Source organism: Caenispirillum salinarum (assembly GCF_044803115.1).
GTDB classification, from domain to species: domain Bacteria; phylum Pseudomonadota; class Alphaproteobacteria; order Rhodospirillales; family Rhodospirillaceae; genus Caenispirillum; species Caenispirillum salinarum_A.
This window is the reverse complement of sequence record NZ_CP085224.1, coordinates 3,922,217-3,938,493: the sequence shown is the minus strand read 5'-3', so window position 1 is coordinate 3,938,493 and position 16,277 is coordinate 3,922,217. Positions and strand designations below refer to the sequence as shown.

Annotated in this window: 14 protein-coding genes; 9 read left to right on the top strand and 5 right to left on the bottom strand. The window is 69.9% G+C overall.

Going from position 1 to position 16,277, the window contains the following annotated elements; translation table 11 throughout:
* The first annotated feature begins 77 nt into the window (after positions 1-77).
* From LG334_RS18025 to LG334_RS18010, 4 genes are read left to right on the top strand one after another with little or no spacing between them, the layout of a single operon-like run.
* Complete coding sequence (locus LG334_RS18025) at positions 78-863, top strand: ABC transporter ATP-binding protein (RefSeq protein ID WP_404380095.1); 786 nt, start codon at positions 78-80, stop codon at positions 861-863.
* On the top strand, positions 863-1,783 hold the full coding sequence (locus tag LG334_RS18020) for an ABC transporter permease subunit (RefSeq protein WP_404380093.1): 921 nt from the start codon (positions 863-865) through the stop codon (positions 1,781-1,783). The genes LG334_RS18025 and LG334_RS18020 overlap by 1 nt, the downstream gene beginning before the upstream one ends.
* Before the next feature lie 13 nt (positions 1,784-1,796).
* A complete protein-coding gene (gene puuE, locus LG334_RS18015; RefSeq protein ID WP_404380091.1) occupies positions 1,797-2,732 on the top strand; it encodes an allantoinase PuuE in 936 nt (311 codons plus the stop codon).
* Positions 2,729-3,439: a GntR family transcriptional regulator gene (locus LG334_RS18010; protein ID WP_404380089.1), complete on the top strand. Its 711-nt coding sequence runs from the start codon at positions 2,729-2,731 to the stop codon at positions 3,437-3,439. Before puuE ends, LG334_RS18010 begins: the two co-directional genes overlap by 4 nt.
* 3 nt (positions 3,440-3,442) lie before the next feature.
* Here LG334_RS18010 and LG334_RS18005 read toward each other — a convergent pair whose 3' ends face one another.
* The 4 genes from LG334_RS18005 to LG334_RS17990 all read right to left on the bottom strand — a co-directional run bounded on the left by LG334_RS18005 (position 3,443) and on the right by LG334_RS17990 (position 9,385).
* A complete protein-coding gene (locus LG334_RS18005) occupies positions 3,443-4,198 on the bottom strand; it encodes an endonuclease/exonuclease/phosphatase family protein (protein ID WP_404380087.1) in 756 nt (251 codons plus the stop codon).
* Positions 4,199-4,379: 181 nt separating this feature from the next.
* Entirely contained in the window at positions 4,380-7,535 is a 3,156-nt protein-coding gene (locus LG334_RS18000; protein WP_404380085.1) for an efflux RND transporter permease subunit, read from the bottom strand.
* Positions 7,532-8,776: an efflux RND transporter periplasmic adaptor subunit gene (locus LG334_RS17995; RefSeq protein WP_404380083.1), complete on the bottom strand. Its 1,245-nt coding sequence runs from the start codon at positions 8,774-8,776 to the stop codon at positions 7,532-7,534. The genes LG334_RS18000 and LG334_RS17995 overlap by 4 nt, the downstream gene beginning before the upstream one ends.
* Positions 8,777-8,788: 12 nt before the next feature.
* On the bottom strand, positions 8,789-9,385 hold the full coding sequence (locus tag LG334_RS17990) for a PadR family transcriptional regulator (RefSeq protein WP_404380081.1): 597 nt from the start codon (positions 9,383-9,385) through the stop codon (positions 8,789-8,791).
* A gap of 216 nt (positions 9,386-9,601) precedes the next feature.
* On the opposite strand from LG334_RS17990, the gene LG334_RS17985 reads away from it, so the two are divergent.
* From LG334_RS17985 to LG334_RS17965, 5 genes are all read left to right on the top strand, one after another.
* Positions 9,602-10,459 carry an alpha/beta hydrolase gene (locus tag LG334_RS17985; protein ID WP_404380079.1) on the top strand — a complete coding sequence of 286 codons (858 nt, stop codon included), beginning with the start codon at positions 9,602-9,604 and terminating at the stop codon, positions 10,457-10,459.
* 106 nt (positions 10,460-10,565) lie between these two features.
* Complete coding sequence (locus LG334_RS17980) at positions 10,566-13,430, top strand: PAS domain S-box protein (RefSeq protein ID WP_404380077.1); 2,865 nt, start codon at positions 10,566-10,568, stop codon at positions 13,428-13,430.
* A gap of 92 nt (positions 13,431-13,522) precedes the next feature.
* Positions 13,523-13,855, top strand: coding sequence for a hypothetical protein (locus LG334_RS17975; protein ID WP_404380075.1), 333 nt, complete (start codon positions 13,523-13,525; stop codon positions 13,853-13,855).
* 367 nt (positions 13,856-14,222) lie between these two features.
* Positions 14,223-14,594, top strand: a complete 372-nt coding sequence (locus tag LG334_RS17970; RefSeq protein ID WP_404380073.1) for a hypothetical protein — start codon at positions 14,223-14,225, stop codon at positions 14,592-14,594.
* A complete protein-coding gene (locus LG334_RS17965) occupies positions 14,591-15,097 on the top strand; it encodes a YbaY family lipoprotein (protein ID WP_404380071.1) in 507 nt (168 codons plus the stop codon). Before LG334_RS17970 ends, LG334_RS17965 begins: the two co-directional genes overlap by 4 nt.
* A gap of 107 nt (positions 15,098-15,204) precedes the next feature.
* Here LG334_RS17965 and proX read toward each other — a convergent pair whose 3' ends face one another.
* Positions 15,205-16,221, bottom strand: a complete 1,017-nt coding sequence (gene proX / locus LG334_RS17960; protein WP_404380069.1) for a glycine betaine/L-proline ABC transporter substrate-binding protein ProX — start codon at positions 16,219-16,221, stop codon at positions 15,205-15,207.
* Between the last annotated feature and the right edge of the window lie 56 nt (positions 16,222-16,277).

Below are 16,277 nucleotides of genomic sequence, written 5' to 3'. Positions count from 1 at the left end.
GATGATGCTTCGTGGGCCAAGCTTACGTGTGGAAACCGAGCGCCGCAAGCGCTCGCCAACCCGAACAAGGAGGCCGCATGACCGCCGGCTTCGTCGAACTGGACCGCGTGCGTCTCCAGTACCGCGAGGGCGATGAATTCGCCCTCGACCAGACCAGCATGACCATCAAGGAAGGCGAGTTCGTCGCCGTCGTCGGGCCCAGCGGATGCGGCAAGTCGTCGCTCATGAAGCTTGTGACCGGCCTCATGCCGCCCACCGAGGGCACCGTCATCGTCAACGGGCAGGAGGTCACCGACCCCATCTCCATCGTCGGCATGGCCTTCCAGGCGTCCACCCTGCTGCCGTGGCGGACGACGCTTCAGAACGTCATGCTGCCGCTGGAGATCGTCCAGCCCCACCGCTCCCGCCTGCGCAAGCACAGGGCGCAGTACGAGGAAAAGGCCCGCACCCTGCTGGCGGAAGTCGGCCTGTCGGGCTGCGAGGACAAGCACCCGTGGGAGCTATCGGGCGGCATGCAGCAGCGCGCCAACCTGTGCCGCGCGCTGATCCACGAGCCGCGGCTGCTCATGCTCGACGAGCCCTTCGGGGCGCTGGACGCCTTCACGCGGGAGGAATTGTGGGACACCCTCCAGGCACTGTGGATGGAGCACCGCTTCACCGTCATCCTGGTCACCCACGACCTGCGCGAGGCCGCCTATCTGGCCGATACCATCTACGTCATGAGCAAGCGGCCGGGGCGCATCCTGGAGGTGCGGAAGAACGACATCCCGCGCCCGCGCGACCAGGAAACCAGCTTCACCCAGCCCTTCGTCGACCTCGTCCACGAGCTGCGCGACCATATCCGAACCGTGAGGGCCACGTGATGACCCCGACCTCCAACGCCGCCTCCACCCGTCCGCCCGCCGCCGCGCCGGCCAGCGGGGAGACCGCCGCCGACACCGCCGCCAAGCCCTCGCGCGCCGCCACCGCCTCGGCCCCGCCGGTGCGCAAGCGCCGCCCGGTGCTGAAGCGCGTCGCCGGCCACAAGGGCACCAAGCGCGCCGCGCCCTGGGTGACGACGCTGGGGCTGTTCGTCGTGTGGGAACTGGCGGTGCGCGGGTTCGACGTGCCCCAGTCGGTGCTGCCGACGGCCAGCGAGTCCTTCGCCGCCATCTGGACCTACCGCGACGCCATCTGGATGCACGCCGCCCAGACCCTGTTCACCACCGTCGTCGGTTTCGCGGTGGCGGTGGTCTTCGGGCTGGTGCTGGGGGCGCTGGTGGGGTCGTCGCGCACCATCTACGACGCGCTCAACCCCATGCTGATCGGCTTCAACAGCGTGCCCAAGGTGGCCGTGGTGCCGATCCTGGTCATGTGGTTCGGCATCGGGACAGTGCCCGCGATCCTGACGGCCTTCCTGATCTCGTTCTTTCCCATCGTGGTGAACGTGGCGACGGGCCTTGCGACGCTGGAGCCGGAACTGCGCGACGTACTCCGCTCTCTGGGGGCGACGCGGCGGGACATCCTGATGAAGGTGGGCTTCCCGCGCGCCATGCCGTTCTTCTTCGCCAGCCTGAAGATCGCCATCACGCTGGCCTTCGTCGGCTCGGTGCTGAGCGAGACGGTGGCGTCGGACCTCGGCGTCGGCTACCTGATGATCTCGGCGTCGTCGAAGTTCAACATGCCGTTGCTGTTCGCCGGCCTGCTGGTGATTGCCGCCATGGGCATCGCCATGTACGAACTCTTCAACCAGATCGAGCGCCGCTCCACCCGCTGGGCCACCCGCGGCAGCGGCGGGCAATGAGGGAGACCCGACCATGACCGCCGCCGCCCCCTATCCCCGCGACCTGATCGGCTACGGCCGCACGCCGCCGCAGGCCGACTGGCCGGGGGGCGCGCGGCTGGCGTTGCAGATCGTGCTCAACTACGAGGAAGGCGGCGAGGCCTGCATCCTGCACGGCGACACCCACGCGGAAGCCTATTTGCAGGAGGTGCCGGGCATCGCGCCGCTGGAGGGCGTGCGCAACATACAGGTCGAAAGCATGTACGAATACGGCGCGCGGGCCGGATTCTGGCGGCTCATGCGGCTGTTCGAGGGGCGGGGCATTCCGGTGACCGTCTACGCCGTCGCCATGGCGCTGGCCCGAAACCCCGATGCCGCCGCCGCCATGACCGAGGCCGGGCACGAGATCGCCAGCCACGGCCTGCGCTGGATCGACTATCAGAACGTGCCGGAGGACGTGGAGCGCGCCCACATCGCAGAAGCCATCCGCCTGCACGCCGAGGTGGCGGGCGAACGGCCGCTCGGCTGGTACACCGGCCGCGTCTCGCCCAACACCCGCCGGCTGGTGGCGGAGGCGGGCGGGTTCCTCTACGACGCCGACTCTTACGCCGACGACCTGCCGTACTGGGAGGCGGTGCCCGGTGTTGCCAAGCCGCAGTTGATCGTGCCGTACACGCTCGACAACAACGACATGAAGTTTTCCGTCCTGAACGGGTTTGCCAGCGGCGACGACTTTTACGCCTACCTGCGCGATGCCTTCGACGTGCTCTACGAGGAGGGCGCCGAGGCCCCGAAGATGATGTCCGTCGGCCTGCACTGCCGGCTGGCGGGGCGGCCGGGTCGCATGAAGGCGCTGATGCGCTTCCTGGACCACGTCCAGGCCCGCGACAAGGTGTGGATCACGCGCCGCGTCGACATCGCCCGCCACTGGCGCGAGCGGCACCCGCCAGCGGAAGGCCTGCGCCCATGACACCCTCCACCACCACCCTGCACCCGGCCGAGGCGGTCGCGGTTCCCGACGAGGACGTTATTCGCGACGCCATCCGCCTCGCCATCGAGGACCACCGCCTGCGCCCGGGCACGCGGCTGGTGGAGGAGCAACTGGCCGGCGTGTTCGGGGTGAGCCGGGCGCGGGTGCGCGCCGCCCTGCGCGACCTGGCGCGGGACCATCTGGTGGTGCATCGGCGCAACCGGGGCGCCTGCGTCGCCGCACCGCGGCCCGAGGAAGCGCGAGAAGTCTTCCACGCCCGCCGCCTGCTGGAGGAAACGCTGGTGCGCGTGCTCGCCCGCCGGCGCCCGGCCTCGGCGTTGCGGGCCCTGGCGGACCATGTGGAAGCCGAGGCCGCCGCCCACGCCCGCGGAGACCGGCGCGAGGAAATCCGGCTGTCGGGCGACTTCCACCTGCTGCTGGCCGAGCAGGTGGGCAACGGCATCCTGACCGGCTATCTGCGCGATCTGGTGGCGCGGTCGTCGCTCATCATCGCGCTCTACGAGCACCGGGCGGCGCGCTGCTGCTCGGCGGTTGACCACCGGCGCCTGCTGGCGGCACTGGACAGCGGCGACGAAGCCGGCGCGGCGGCGGAAATGACGCGCCATCTGGCCGACATCGAGGACCGCCTGGTGCTGGTCGAACGCGCCGAGGAGCAGGTGGACCTGCGCGCGGTGTTCGGGAACTAGTTATTACCCCCGCACCCCCGCATGGGTCTGGAGCGGAGCGTTTTCGGCCGTCTCGCCGGGTGCGAGCACCTTGAGTTCCGCCACCACCGGCAGGTGGTCGGAGGCCTCGCGCGCCGTCGGGGTTTCGTGGACCCAGGCCGACTGCACGGCGATGTCGTCCGACGTGATCACCCGGTCCAGGCCGAACATGGGCCGGCGGGCCGGGAAGCTCGGGCCCGGCTGGGCGATGTCGAAGCGGCTGCGGAAGACGCGCAGGCAGCTGCCGTGGGGGCTCCATTCGTTCAGGTCGCCCATGACCACCGTCGGCAGGTGCGACTCGGCGCTGTCGATCGCTTCCAGAATGGTTTCCGCCTGCCGCCGGCGATAGCGGCCGAGAAGCCCGAGGTGCGCGGCGACCACCCGCAGGCGGCCCTGTTCCGTTTCCAGGTCGGCCAGAAGGGCGCCGCGCGGCTCCAGGGCCGGCAGGGTGATGCGGCGACGGTCGATGGCCTCCACCGCGCCGCGCACCAGCAGCGCGTTGCCGTGCCAGCCCGACGACAGCGGGCTGACGGCGTGGCGGACCAGGCGGTAGCCGGTCTCGTGCTCCAACTGTTCGGCCTCGAAGGTGGTGGCGCGGGCGCCGAAGCGGCGGTCGACCTCTTGCAGGGCGACGATGTCGGCATCCAGTTCGGCCAGAACGCGGAAGATGCGGTCGGGGCGGCGCTGGCGGTCGGGGCCGACGCTTTTGTGAATGTTGTAGGAGGCGACTCTCACCGTCACGTCACGCGGTCCCCCGCTTGTCCTCTGCCTTTGCCTTTGCCTTGGGCAGAACCATTCCGGGCCCAAGGATTGTTCATCAACGCCTTCAGTTCAAGGCCAGTCTAACCGAAACGCCCCGCAAGCCGACAGGCTCACGGGGCGGGTTTCGATGAAGGCTGCGTGACGGCGGCGCAAACGCGTGTCACGCCGGCTGCGGACCGTGGCGGCGGGCGCGGCGGGCTTCCAGCCAGCGGCGCACGTTCACCCGCACCATCAGCGCGCTCGGCGTCACCACAAGGGTGAGCACGGTCGCGAAGCTAAGGCCGCAGACCAGGGCCGTGGACAGCTGCGACCACCACTGCATGGACGGCGCGCCCAGCGTCACCTCGCGGTGGACGAAGTCGATGTTGACCTGGAACATCATGGGCAGCAGGCCCAGGCCCGTGGTGACGGTGGTCAGCAGCACCGGGCGCAGGCGCTGCACGCCGGTGCGCAGGATGGCCTCGTGGCCGTCGGCGAACTCGTGCTTCAGGCGGTCGTAGGTGTCGATCAGCACGATGTTGTTGTTGACCACGATCCCCGCCAGCGCGATCACGCCGATGCCCGACATGATGATCCCGAACGGCTGCCCGAAGGCCAGCAGGCCCAGGAACACGCCGATGGTCGACATGATGACGGCCGACAGGATCAGGAAGGCCGAGTAGAAGCTGTTGAACTGCGTCACCAGGATGATCGCCATCATGAACAGCGCCACCCCGAAGGCCTTGGTCAGGAAGGCGCGGCTCTTGGCCTGTTCCTCGTCCTCGCCCTTGAACTCGAAGGCCAGGCGCGGGTTGAGGTCGGCGGCCGGAGAGGCCATCCAGGCCTGCAATTGGCGCAGCTTGTCGTCGGCCAGCAGCCCCTCGGCCACCTCGGCGGAGACGGTGACCACCTGCTGGGCGTCGACGCGGCGGATTTCGCCGGTCTTGGGCTGCGGCTCGCGCTCCACGAAGGCGCCGACGGGCACGCTGCCCTCGGGTGTGTTCACCGTGATGCGGTCCAGTTGGTCCAGCGTGCGGTATTCGTCGGGGTAGCGGGCGACGATGTCCACCTCGTCGTCGGAGGTGCCGGGGCGGTAGGTGGAGAACTTCAGCCCGTTGGTGACCATCTTCACCATGTCGCCGACCGATCGGATGTCGATGCCGAACTTGGCCGCCTGGGCGCGGTCCACCGTCAGCCGCCATTCGATGCCCGGCACGGCGCGGGTGTCCTCGATGTCGGTGAAGCCGCCGGTGCGCTCCATGAAGCCGCGGATTTTCTCCGCCGCCGCATAGAGGGCGTCCTGGTCGTTGCCGCCGATCTGCACCTGGATGGGCTTGCCCACGGGCGGCCCCTGCTCGGCCTCGCGCACTTCCACCTTGATGCCGGCAAAGCGCGGCTGGCTCGTCAGGTCGCGGATGTCGTCGAGGATTTCGCTGGCCGGGCGGCGGGTCTGCCAGTCGGTGAAATCGATGCCCACCGAGCCGATCACGTCCTCGGGCGCCTCGCGGTCGGCGGAATTCTTGCCGGACTTCACGTACAGGCTCTCGATGCCGTCCATGCCGAGGACCGCACGTTCCACCTCGTTCACCAGCGCGTCCTTTTCCTCCACCGACAGGTTGCCGCGGGCGTGGACGTAGAGGAACGCCTGCTCGGGCTCGATGGATGGGAAGAACTCCACCCCCTTGCCGAACATGCCGTAGGCCACCTGGCTGCCAACCAGCAGCATCACGGCCGCCAGCACCACCTTGCCCGGATGCTTGAGCAGCCGGTCGAGCGTGCGGGCATAGAGGCCGGTGATGCCGCGCAGGTCGCGCACGTCGCCTTCCTCCTGCGCCGACAGGGCCTGCATGACGGCCGGGTCGCTCTCGCCCCGGCGGCCGAAGATGGCGCCCAGGGTGGGCACGAAGATCAGCGCCATGAACAGCGACGCCGTCAGCGTCGCCAGCAGGGTGTAGGGCAGGTATTTCATGAATTCGCCCACCACGCCGGTCCAGAAGGCCAGCGGCAGGAAGGCGGCCAGCGTGGTGGCGGTGGACGCGATGACCGGCCACGCCATGCGCTTGGCGGCAAGGGCATAGGCCTCGCGCCGGTGCAGGCCCTCGCTCATCTTGCGGTCGGCGTATTCGGTGACGACGATGGCGCCGTCGACCAGCATGCCGACGGCCAGGATCAGGCCGAACAGCACCACCATGTTGATGGTCAGCCCCGCCGCGCCGATCACCAGGATCGCCATCAGGAAGCTGCCGGGAATGGCGATGCCCACCAACAGGCCCGAGCGCAGCCCCAGCGCGCCGACCACCACCACCATCACCAGCAGCACGGCGGCGATGACGTTGTTGGTCAGGTCGTTCAGGCTGTCGCGGATGTTGGTGGACTGGTCCTGCAGGTAGGTGACCTGGATGGCGTCGGGCCAGTTCTGGCGCTCGCGCTCCACCACCTCGCGCACCTTGGCGACGGTGTCGATGATGTTCTCGCCGGTCCGCTTGGAAACCTCCACCGTCAGGCCGGGCTGGCCGTTGACGCGGGCGAAGCCCTCGGCGTCCTCGAAGCCGTGGCGTCCCTCGGCGATGTCGGCCAGGCGCACGACGCTGTCGCCCTGCACCTTGATGGGAATGTCCATGACCTCGGGCACGGTTTCCAGCAGGCCCGGCACCTTCACGGCGAAACGCCCGGCGCCGGTGTCCAGGTTGCCGGCGGCCACCAGGGTGTTGTTGCCGGAAAAGAACGTGACGAAATCCTGGGCGGACAGGCCGTACGCCTCCACCAGCGTGGGGTCGATGATGATCTGTCCCTGCTCGTCGCGCTTGCCGCCCACGTTGGCGTCCAGCACGGCGGGCACGCCCTCGATGGCGTCCTCCAGGGCCTCGGCCACGCGCAGCAGCGTGCGCTCGGGCACGTCGCCCGACAGCGCCACGACGATCACCGGGAACAGGCTGAAGTTGACCTCGGAGACGATGGGCTCGTCGGTTTCCTCGGGCAGTTCGGTCTTGGCCTTGTCCACCTGCTCGCGCACGTCGTCCATGGCCTGGTCGGCGTCGAAGCCGGCCTCGAACTCCAGCAGGATGTTGGCGCCGCCCTCATAGGCGGCGGCGCGCATCTCCTTGACGCCCTCCACGGTGCGCAGGTCCGCCTCCATGGGCTTGACCAGCATGCTCACCGCGTCCTCCGGCGAGATGCCCGAGTGCGACATGGTGACGTAGATCACCGGAATGTTGATGTCCGGCGCGCTTTCCTTGGGGATCTGCACGAAGCTGACCGTGCCGGCCAGCAGGATCAGCACCAGCGTCGAAATCACGGTCCGCGCATGGTGGATGGCGGCGTCGATAATGGCGTTCACTGCGCTTCTCCACGCTCGGCCGGCGGCAGCGAGGCCTCTTCCGCGGCGCGGGCGCTGGTGCCGAGCGTCAGGGCGGCGTCCTTGCCGGGGGCGGCGGTCTCGGCCATCGGCCGGGCGGCGCCGTCGTCGCGGGTATCATCCTCGGGCGCGCCGTTCCCGGGCGCGGTCGGCGCGGGGGCGGCGACGGGCTCCACCGTCTCGCCGGCCGCGACGTATTCCTGGCCGACGGTGATGACGCGCACCGTCTCGGGCAGGCCGGTCAGCCAGATGGCATCGGGAGTGGCGGAGACCAGCTCGACCGGATGGAAGCGCACGACGTTGGCGTCGTCGACGGTCTTCACGCCCAGGCGGCCGGCGTCGTCCAGCGTCATCAGGGCCGGCGACAGCTCGTGCGCCTGGACGCGGCGCAGCGGCAGGCGCAGGTCCACGGTCTGGCCTTCGCGCAGGCTCATGTCCGGGTTGGGGATTTCCACCTCCACCGTGAAGGTGCGGGTCGCCGCGTCCGCCACGGGGGCGACGTAGGTCACCCGGCCATCCAGTTCGGGACCGTTGAAGATCGAGGCGTGGGCGACGGCGCCTGGCTCGATCTCGCCGATGCGGCGCTCGGCGATGTCGGCGCGCACCACCACCGGGTCCAGGTCGACGATGGTGGCGATGGCGGCACCGGGCGAAACCACGTCGCCCACCTCCACCGACCGGGCGGAGACGACGCCGTCGATGGGCGCCTCGACGGTGGTGCGGTCGATGTCCAGCTCGATCTCGGCCAGGTCGGCGCGGGCTTCCTCAAGCGCCGCGCGGGCTTCGGCCAGGCGGACGCGGCTGGCGAAGTTGCGCGACTGCAACTCCTGGGCCGCGTCGTACTGCAACTGGCGCTGTTCCAGCTGGGCGCGGGCCTTGGCCAGGCGGGGGGCGCGATCGGTCATGTCCAGTTCCACCAGCACGTCGCCGGCGGAAACCTGGTCGCCCTTCTTCACAAGCACCCGGCTGACCGGCGAGGACGTCTCGGCGCGCACCGTCAGCATGCGGTCGGCGGCGGTGCGGCCGGTCGCCCGCAGTTCGTCGACCCGCGCGTGCGCCACCGACTTGGCGACGCGCACGCGCATGGGCGCGGCCTCCTCGGCGTCCGGCGCGGCGGCACTTGGCGGCGGGGCCGGGTCGTCGGACGGCAGCAGCAGGCCGGAGCCGATCCAGCCGACGGCGGCGAGCAGGATGATCGCGGCGATGACGTAGGATTTGCGCATGACCTCGGTTCCTTACTCGCCGGCCTTGCGGGCGGGGTGCGGTGCGGTCTCGCCGGCCGGCAGGCCCGGCAAAGGCTCGTGGTCGCCGCGCTCCAGGGTGTCGACCAGCGCGCCGGCGTTGTTGTCTATGTACGTGGCGATGGCGGAATAGACCGCCTTGCCCAGGCCGAAGACGAACCGCTGGCCGGCGGTCATGTCCGCCGGGTCGCATTCGGCCATCTTTTCCAACTCGCTGGCGTTCAGGTCCTTGTAGTCGGCCACCAGCCGGCGGACGCGACCGGGCTCCATGACCTCGGCCAGGCTGAGCATGAACAGCGTGTCGGACTTGTACTTGTCCACCGCCGGGCGGTTGGAGGTGAAGGACCGCACCAGGGCGGCATGGCCTTCGGGCGTGAGGCTGTAGACCTTCTTGTCGGGGCGGCCGGCCTGGGGCTCCTCCTGGCAGGCCACCAGCCCCTCGGCCAGAAGCGCTGTCAGCGCCGGATAGATCGAGCCGAAGCCGATGGGATGGAAGGCGGCGTAGGCGCCTTCCTCGAACATCTTGCGGATTTCGTAGCCCGAGGCGGGACCGCGCGCGAGCGCGCCCAGGCAGAGGGTCTTGGCGTCCATGGAAATTCCGGGTCCCCGACTGAGGTATCGAATCGATATATCTAATATCGGAGCGATATATAGCGGACCGATATACGAGCGGCAACGAGAATCCTCAATGGCCGCCTTTTTTCGCACATGCGGCAAAAAATGCTGCAATGCAGCGAAATGGAGTCGCGGGAGGGCGGGGGAAGGGCGTATACAGGGAGCAGGAAAACGTTTGCCCTGGAGGACCGCGTGACCCTGGAAATTCTCAAAGCCGTTCCACGCGACCCGGCCCTGGCCGAGCGGGCGCGCCGTCGGCCGCCGCTGCTGTTCGTGCATGGCGCCTTCTGCGGCGCCTGGATTTGGCAGGAACACTTCCTGCCCTGGTTCGCCGACCGCGGGTGGGAGGCCTATGCCGTCTCCCTCAGCGGCCACGGCGGCAGCCGCGACCCCGATCGCCTGGACCATTACGGCATGGCGCATTTCATCGCCGACGTGGGCGAGGCGATGACCCGCATCGGCCGCCCGCCGGTGCTGATCGGCCACTCCATGGGCGGCATGGTGGTGCAGAAGATCATGGATGCCGTACCGCCGGGCGCGCCGCATGTGGCGGGCGTGGTGCTGATGTGCTCGCTGTCGCCGTGGGGGTTGGCGCCGACAGGCCTGTACATGAGCACCGCGCACCCGGACCTGCTGCGCGAGATCGCCATGATCCAGATGTTCGGGCCCGAGGCCGCCACGCCGCAGGGCATGCGCACCGCCATGCTGAGCGAGCACGCCAGCGACGAGGACTCGCGCCGCTGGTTCGAGCGGATGCAGCCCGAGTCGCGCCTGGCCAGCACCCAGCTGACCTGGCTGATTCCGCCGGCGCCGACGTGGCTGCCGGAATCGCGGCCGCCGGTGCTGGTCATGGGCGCGGGCAACGACGTCTTCGTTCCGCCCTGGATTGTCGAGGCCACGGCCCGCTACTATCGCGCCGATTCCCTGCGCATCTTCCCCGATACGGCCCACGCCGTGATGCTGGAGCCCCATTGGGAGGACGTGGCGCAGGGGCTGGAAGAGTGGCTCATGCCATTCGAGGCCACCGCCGTGCTGAAGGCCGCCGCCTGATCCGGCGGCCCTCGCCGGGAAAGGGTTGCGCGCCGGCGGCGCGGGCCGTCTAATCGGGTGAGCGGGCGCGGGCGGGCTTGGCCGGGGTCGGATGGGAAGAGGGGACATGACACAGGAGGGGGTGTCGCGGCCGACGCCGGCGGATTTCGCCGCCATCTTCGCCCAGAGCGGCGAGGCCCAGGCCGTGTGCAGCCGCACCGGCATCGTCCTGGCGGCCAACCAGGCCTTCCTACTGCTGGTCCGGCGCCCCGAAGACGCCGTCGTCGGCGCCTCGTTCTTCGACCTGCTGGACCCGCGCGAGCGCGTCGCCCTGGGCACGCGGCTGGAACGCCTGCTCGCCGGTCCGGTGCACGCCCTGGAGCGCGACGTGCGCCTGGTCGACGGCCGTGGCCAGCGCCTGTGGGGCGCCTTGTGCCTGTCGGTGGTCCTGCCTGATGCCGATACCGACAGCGGCGGACCGCCTTTGCCGGACCCGGACGCCGACGTCCTGCTGGTGGCACAGCTGCGCGACATCACCGAGGCCAAGCAACTGGAACAGATGCTGGTGGAGAGCGAGCGCCGCCACCGCACCATCTTTTCCAGCCTGTCGGAAGGCTTCATTCAGGTCGACGGCCAGGGCGCGGTGGTGGAGGTCAACGACGCCCTCTGCCGCATGCTGGGGCTCGGCCGCGTCGACCTGATCGGGCGGCCCGTGACCTCGGTGCTGACGCCCGAGGGGTGCGCCACCCTGGCGGTGGAGTTCGTGCCCGACGCCGCCATGTCGCAGGCCTTCACCCTGTCGCTGCGCCACGCCGAGGGGCGCGAGGTTCTGGCCGCCGTCTACCCGGCGCGGCTGGCCGAAAGCGCGGGCGGCGGCTTCATCGCGCTGATGGTCGACATGACCGAGCACCGCCGCGCCGAGCGCGAACTGGCGGTGCGCGAGGAGCACTACCGCACGCTGGTCACCAGCATGCAGGACGGCCTGGTGCTGATCCGCGGGGTCCGGTTCGACTTCGTGAATGATGCCTTCGGCCGCATCCTGGGGCTTGATCCGGCGGTGCTGACCGGACGCCCCTTCGCCGACGTGATCGCCGACGAAGACCTGCCGCGCGTCCAGCGGAGCCACGAGCGCCGCCTGCGCGGCGAACCCGTGCCCAATGAATATGAAATCCGCCTCAAGCGCGCGGACGGCACGCTGGCGGTGGTCAACCTGCATGTGGCGCTGGTGACGGGCGCCGACGGCACCAAGGTGGCCGTCGCCACGGTCAAGGACATCACCGAGCGCAAGCGGGCCGAGGACGAGCGGCGCAAGCTTTCGTCGGCCCTGGACCAGGCGGCCGCGGCGGTGGTCATCACCGATGCCCGCGGCGTCATCGACTACGTCAACGACCGCTTCACGGCGCTGACCGGCTGGACGGCGGCGGAACTGGTGGGGCGGCATGCCTCCGCCCTGGCCGATCCCGAGGCGCCGGCGGAGGACGCCTTCGCCCAGGCGCTGGCGGGCGGCCAGGCCTGGAAGGGCGAGGCGCGGGCCCTGCGCAAGGACGGCGAGGCCTATTGGGAGACCGTCTCGGTGGCGCCGGTGCGCGACGACGCGGGCGCGGTGACCCATTTCGTCGCCGTCAAGGAGGACATCACCCAGCGCAAGGAGACCGAGCGCCGCGTCTGGCAGCAGGCCAACTTCGACGCCGTCACCGGCTTGCCCAACCGGGTGCTCTTCCAGGACCGCCTTCACCAGGACCTGACCCGCGCCCGCCGCAAGGACGAGCGCCTGTGCCTGATGTTCATCGACCTGGACCGCTTCAAGCTGGTCAACGACACCCTGGGCCACGAGGCCGGCGACGAACTGCTGGTGGAGGTGGGGCGCCGCCTGACCGCCTGCGTGCGCGAGAGCGACACGGTGGCGCGGCTGGCCGGCGACGAATTCACCATCCTCCTGCCCGAGCCGGGCACCGCCACCGACATCGCCGCCGTGGCCGAGCGGGTGCTGGCCGCCCTGCGCCGGGGGTTCGTCATCGCCGGCGGGCGCGAGGTGTTCATCGGCGGGTCCATCGGCATCAGCATCTTTCCCGACCACGGCGAGGATGCCTCGACCCTGCTCAAGCACGCCGACGCCGCCATGTACCGCGCCAAGGATCTGGGCCGCAACACCCACTGCGTCTACAGCGAGGATCTGGGTGCCGAGGCGGCGGCGCGCCTGGAGCTGGAGGGCGAACTGCGCCAAGCCTTGGGCCGCGGCGAGATCGTCGTGCTGTTCCATCCGGTGGTCGATGCGGCCGAACGGCGCGTGACGGGGGCCGAGGCGCTGGTGCGCTGGAACCACCCGACGCGCGGCCAACTGCCGCCCGCCGTCTTCCTGCCGCTGGCCGAGGAAATCGGCCTGATCCACGACATCGGCCGCCATGTCCTGCGCTTCGCCTGCGCCGAGGCCGCCGCCTGGCGGCGCGAGGTGGGGGAGGACGCGGCGCCGGCGGTGTCGGTCAACGTTTCCGACGCGCAGCTCGTGCAGGGGCGCCTTGCCGACGCGGTGGCCGACGCCCTGGCGCACTCGGGCCTGCCGCCTGGCGCCCTGATGCTGGAGTTGAGCGAAAGCGTGCTGCTGCGCGAGGAGGCGGCGGTGGGGCGGGCCCTGGAGGCGCTGTCGGCGCAGGGCGTGATGCTGGCGCTGGACGATTTCGGCACCGGCTATGCCTCGTTGCAGCATCTGCGGCGCTATCCGTTCCGCACGCTGAAGCTGCACCGCTCCTTCGTGCGCGACATGATGGGCGACGAGGAAGACCGCCGTCTGGTGGAAACCGTCATCGCCATGGCCCGCGCGCTGGGCCTTCAGGTGGTCGCCGCCGGGGTGGAGCAGCCCGAGCAGCTGGCATGGTTGCGGGCCCGCTATTGCGACAGCGTGCAGGGGTACCTGTTCGGCCAGCCGCTGGCGCCCGAGGCTTTTCGCGATACCCTTCGCCGGCCGGTCCAGGTGGCCGAGGCGCCGGCGGGCTGAGGCCGGTCGCCGGCGGTTCCGGGTTTCGGGGGACCAATGTGCGCAGCATGGCGTTTCACCGGGGACCCCAGGACGACACGGAGGATTCCCCCATGCGACGCTTCCTTGTTCCCGCCGCCGCCCTTGTGCTGGGCCTTGGTGCCGGCGTCGGCGTCGGTCCGGCGCTGGCCGAAGACGCCGTGGAGCCCGGCGACTACGGCGACACCAACCCCGTGGACGCCCGCGACCGCGGCGACTATCCGGGCCTGGAGCGGGGCACCGACGAGACCTTCAACGCCAACAACGAGTTCACCAACGAGGTCATCGACCGGCACGAGGCCCTGGAGCTTGACGCCCAGGAGCCCACGGTCTCCGGCGAGGATTTCGACGAGCTTCGCAAGAACCTGGGCGAGGCCAACGTGGAAGGCGAAATGCTCAGCGATTGAGACGGGATACAGCGGTGCTTCAGGCTGGTGCGGGGTATGCCCGCGCCGGCCTGTCCGCGTCTGCCCGGAAAAAGGAGAGAGGCGCCCGGCGGGGGGTGTGACCGGGCGCCTCCCTGGGGATATCCGCACGGACCGAGCTTGGACCACTGCAGTATCATAAGTGTAACGACCGGCTGCGGCGTCGGTTCCGCGGGTGGCGAGAAAAAATCGTTTCTGGCAATCTCGGCGGGATTGGCGGCGGGGGTTGTTGCGCAGCGGCATCACCGGCGTGATCTACCTCCTGTGTGCGGCCGCAGGGCCTTGGCATGGGCGCGACGGCCCCCGATAGTAATAGGAGATGCCGTTCGCCCAACCGGAGATCGTCACCATGATATCCGACCAGGACGCCCTGCGGGTCATCTCGGCCGCCATCGATCGCACCCGCCTTCTGCGCGAGGGCCTGGACCGCACGCGGTTCATCGAGCGCATGGAGAAGGACTGGATTTTCGCCGCCGCCGTCTCGTTTCAGATGGTCCAGATCGGCGAGCTGGTCAGCGGCATGATGGCCGGCGGCCGATCGGGGCGGGAGCGCGACGCCATGGCCGTCTCGCGCCACCCCGAGGTGGATTGGCAGGGTTTCGTCGACATGGCCGAGACCCTGCTCGACAACCCGCCGCGCGCCACCTTCGGCCCTGTGTGGGAGCAGATCGAGGTGGAACTGCCGACCCTCTCGCACGCCATCGAAGGCCTGGTGCGATGAGCCCCCGGCGCGCGGGCGGCGCGCTGCTGGTGGGGATGCTGGCGTCGGCGGTGGCAGGCTGCGCGGGCGGCGGGCCGGCGCCAGCGCCGCCGCAACCGGTCTCGCCGCCTTTCGACGCGGCCGGTGCCTCCCTCGGCCCGGCCCGGCCGGCGGTGGACCCTGATGTGGTGCAGGGGGCGCTGGTCTACCGCGAGCCGGTGGTGCTGCCGCCCGAGGCCCTGGCGCGGGTGCAACTGGTCCGCCTGGGTCCGGGCCGGACCCCGCGCGGCGTGCTGGCGACGGCCTGGGTCGCCGGCCCCATGGCCCCGCCCGTGCCGTTCCGCCTGACCTGGGACCCGCGCTCCGCCGCCCCGCTGGCCCCCGGCGAGCGGTTGGCGGTGGTTGCCATGGTGATGGTCGCCGACGAGGTCCTCTTCACCAGCCTCGCCCCGGCCGCCTATACCTCCCCGGCCGAACCCGTCGTGGTGCCCCTGCTGGCGCGCTGGGGCGGGGTGGAGGTGTAGGGGCGGCGCGCTGGCGCTTTCGGTGGACTGGCACGGAAAAGGGCGGGCACCCTGCGGTGCCCGCCCTTCCGTCATGCTCGGCGTTATCCGCCGCGGACGCCCGGCGCTTACTGCGCGGCGGCGTCGCGGGCGGCCTTCAGCCAGCTGTCGAACTCCTTGCGGTTTTCCTCGATCCAGGTGGCCGCGTGGCGCTCGATGTCCTTCATGCTGTCCTCGCCCTCGCGCATCAGCAGGTTCTGGGCGGAGACGTCGTTCACCGGCAGGTCGGCGGCGTCGAAGAAGGCGGCCGCGGCCGGGTTTTCCTCGATCCAGTCGCGCGTCGCCATGATGCGCTGGGTGTTCACCGCGAAGCCCAGGTTCAGGCCCTCGGCGGTTTCCGTCTCGGGGTTCTGCTCGTCGGGCAGCGAGGTGTAGGGCACTTCCAGCCACTCCACGTTCTCGCCCGGCGTCAGCACGCCCGAGACCCACAGCGGCGTCCAGGTGTAGTACAGGATCGGCTCGCCGTTCTCGAAGCGGGTGATGGTGTCGGCCATCAGGGCGAAGTAGCTGCCCTGGTTGTGCTCGACGGTGTCGCGCAGGCCGTACTCGTCCAGGTGATGCTCGATCACCCGTTCGCAGCCCCAGCCGGGGTTGCAGCCGGTCAGGTCGGCCTTGCCGTCGCCGTCGGCGTCGAACAGCTTGGCGATCTCGGGGTCCTTCAGGTCCTCGACGTTGTCGATGTCGTGTTCATCGGCCGTCTTCTTGTCGATCAGGTAGCCCTGGAGGGAGTTCTCGATGTAGGCGTTGGAGCGCCAGATCTCGTCCTCGCCGCCGGCCTTCTCGAAGAACGCCTTGTGCAGCGGGTCCCAGTGGGTCGCCGAATAGGTGATGTCCCCGTTGGCGATGCCCAGGTGCATGGTGGGGTAGGCCAGCTCGATGTGGGAGTTGACGTCGTAGCCCAGCTCTTCCAGGCCCATCATCAGGATCTTGGTCTGGAAGATTTCCTCGGCGATGGAGCTGGTGGCGGGCGTCACGTCGACGCCGTCACCCGGCATCTCGGCGGCAAGGGCGGGCCCGGCGACCATCAGGCCGCCCAGGGCGGCGCCGGTGGCAAGCAGGCCGCGGAAAGAGATGCGATGGCTCATGAATGACTCCTCTGTCTGGTGTCTGCTTCAGACTCGGATGGAATGAGGCTTGGTGG

Bases quoted from the DNA above. Each gene is read 5' to 3' on its own strand.
- LG334_RS18025 (WP_404380095.1), top strand. From the start codon at position 78: ATGACCGCCGGCTTCGTCGAACTGGACCGCGTGCGTCTCCAGTACCGC.
- LG334_RS18020 (WP_404380093.1), top strand. From the start codon at position 863: ATGACCCCGACCTCCAACGCCGCCTCCACCCGTCCGCCCGCCGCCGCG.
- puuE (WP_404380091.1), top strand. From the start codon at position 1,797: ATGACCGCCGCCGCCCCCTATCCCCGCGACCTGATCGGCTACGGCCGC.
- LG334_RS18010 (WP_404380089.1), top strand. From the start codon at position 2,729: ATGACACCCTCCACCACCACCCTGCACCCGGCCGAGGCGGTCGCGGTT.
- LG334_RS17995 (WP_404380083.1), bottom strand. From the start codon at position 8,776: ATGCGCAAATCCTACGTCATCGCCGCGATCATCCTGCTCGCCGCCGTC.
- LG334_RS17990 (WP_404380081.1), bottom strand. From the start codon at position 9,385: ATGGACGCCAAGACCCTCTGCCTGGGCGCGCTCGCGCGCGGTCCCGCC.
- LG334_RS17980 (WP_404380077.1), top strand. From the start codon at position 10,566: ATGACACAGGAGGGGGTGTCGCGGCCGACGCCGGCGGATTTCGCCGCC.
- LG334_RS17975 (WP_404380075.1), top strand. From the start codon at position 13,523: ATGCGACGCTTCCTTGTTCCCGCCGCCGCCCTTGTGCTGGGCCTTGGT.
- LG334_RS17970 (WP_404380073.1), top strand. From the start codon at position 14,223: ATGATATCCGACCAGGACGCCCTGCGGGTCATCTCGGCCGCCATCGAT.
- LG334_RS17965 (WP_404380071.1), top strand. From the start codon at position 14,591: ATGAGCCCCCGGCGCGCGGGCGGCGCGCTGCTGGTGGGGATGCTGGCG.
- proX (WP_404380069.1), bottom strand. From the start codon at position 16,221: ATGAGCCATCGCATCTCTTTCCGCGGCCTGCTTGCCACCGGCGCCGCC.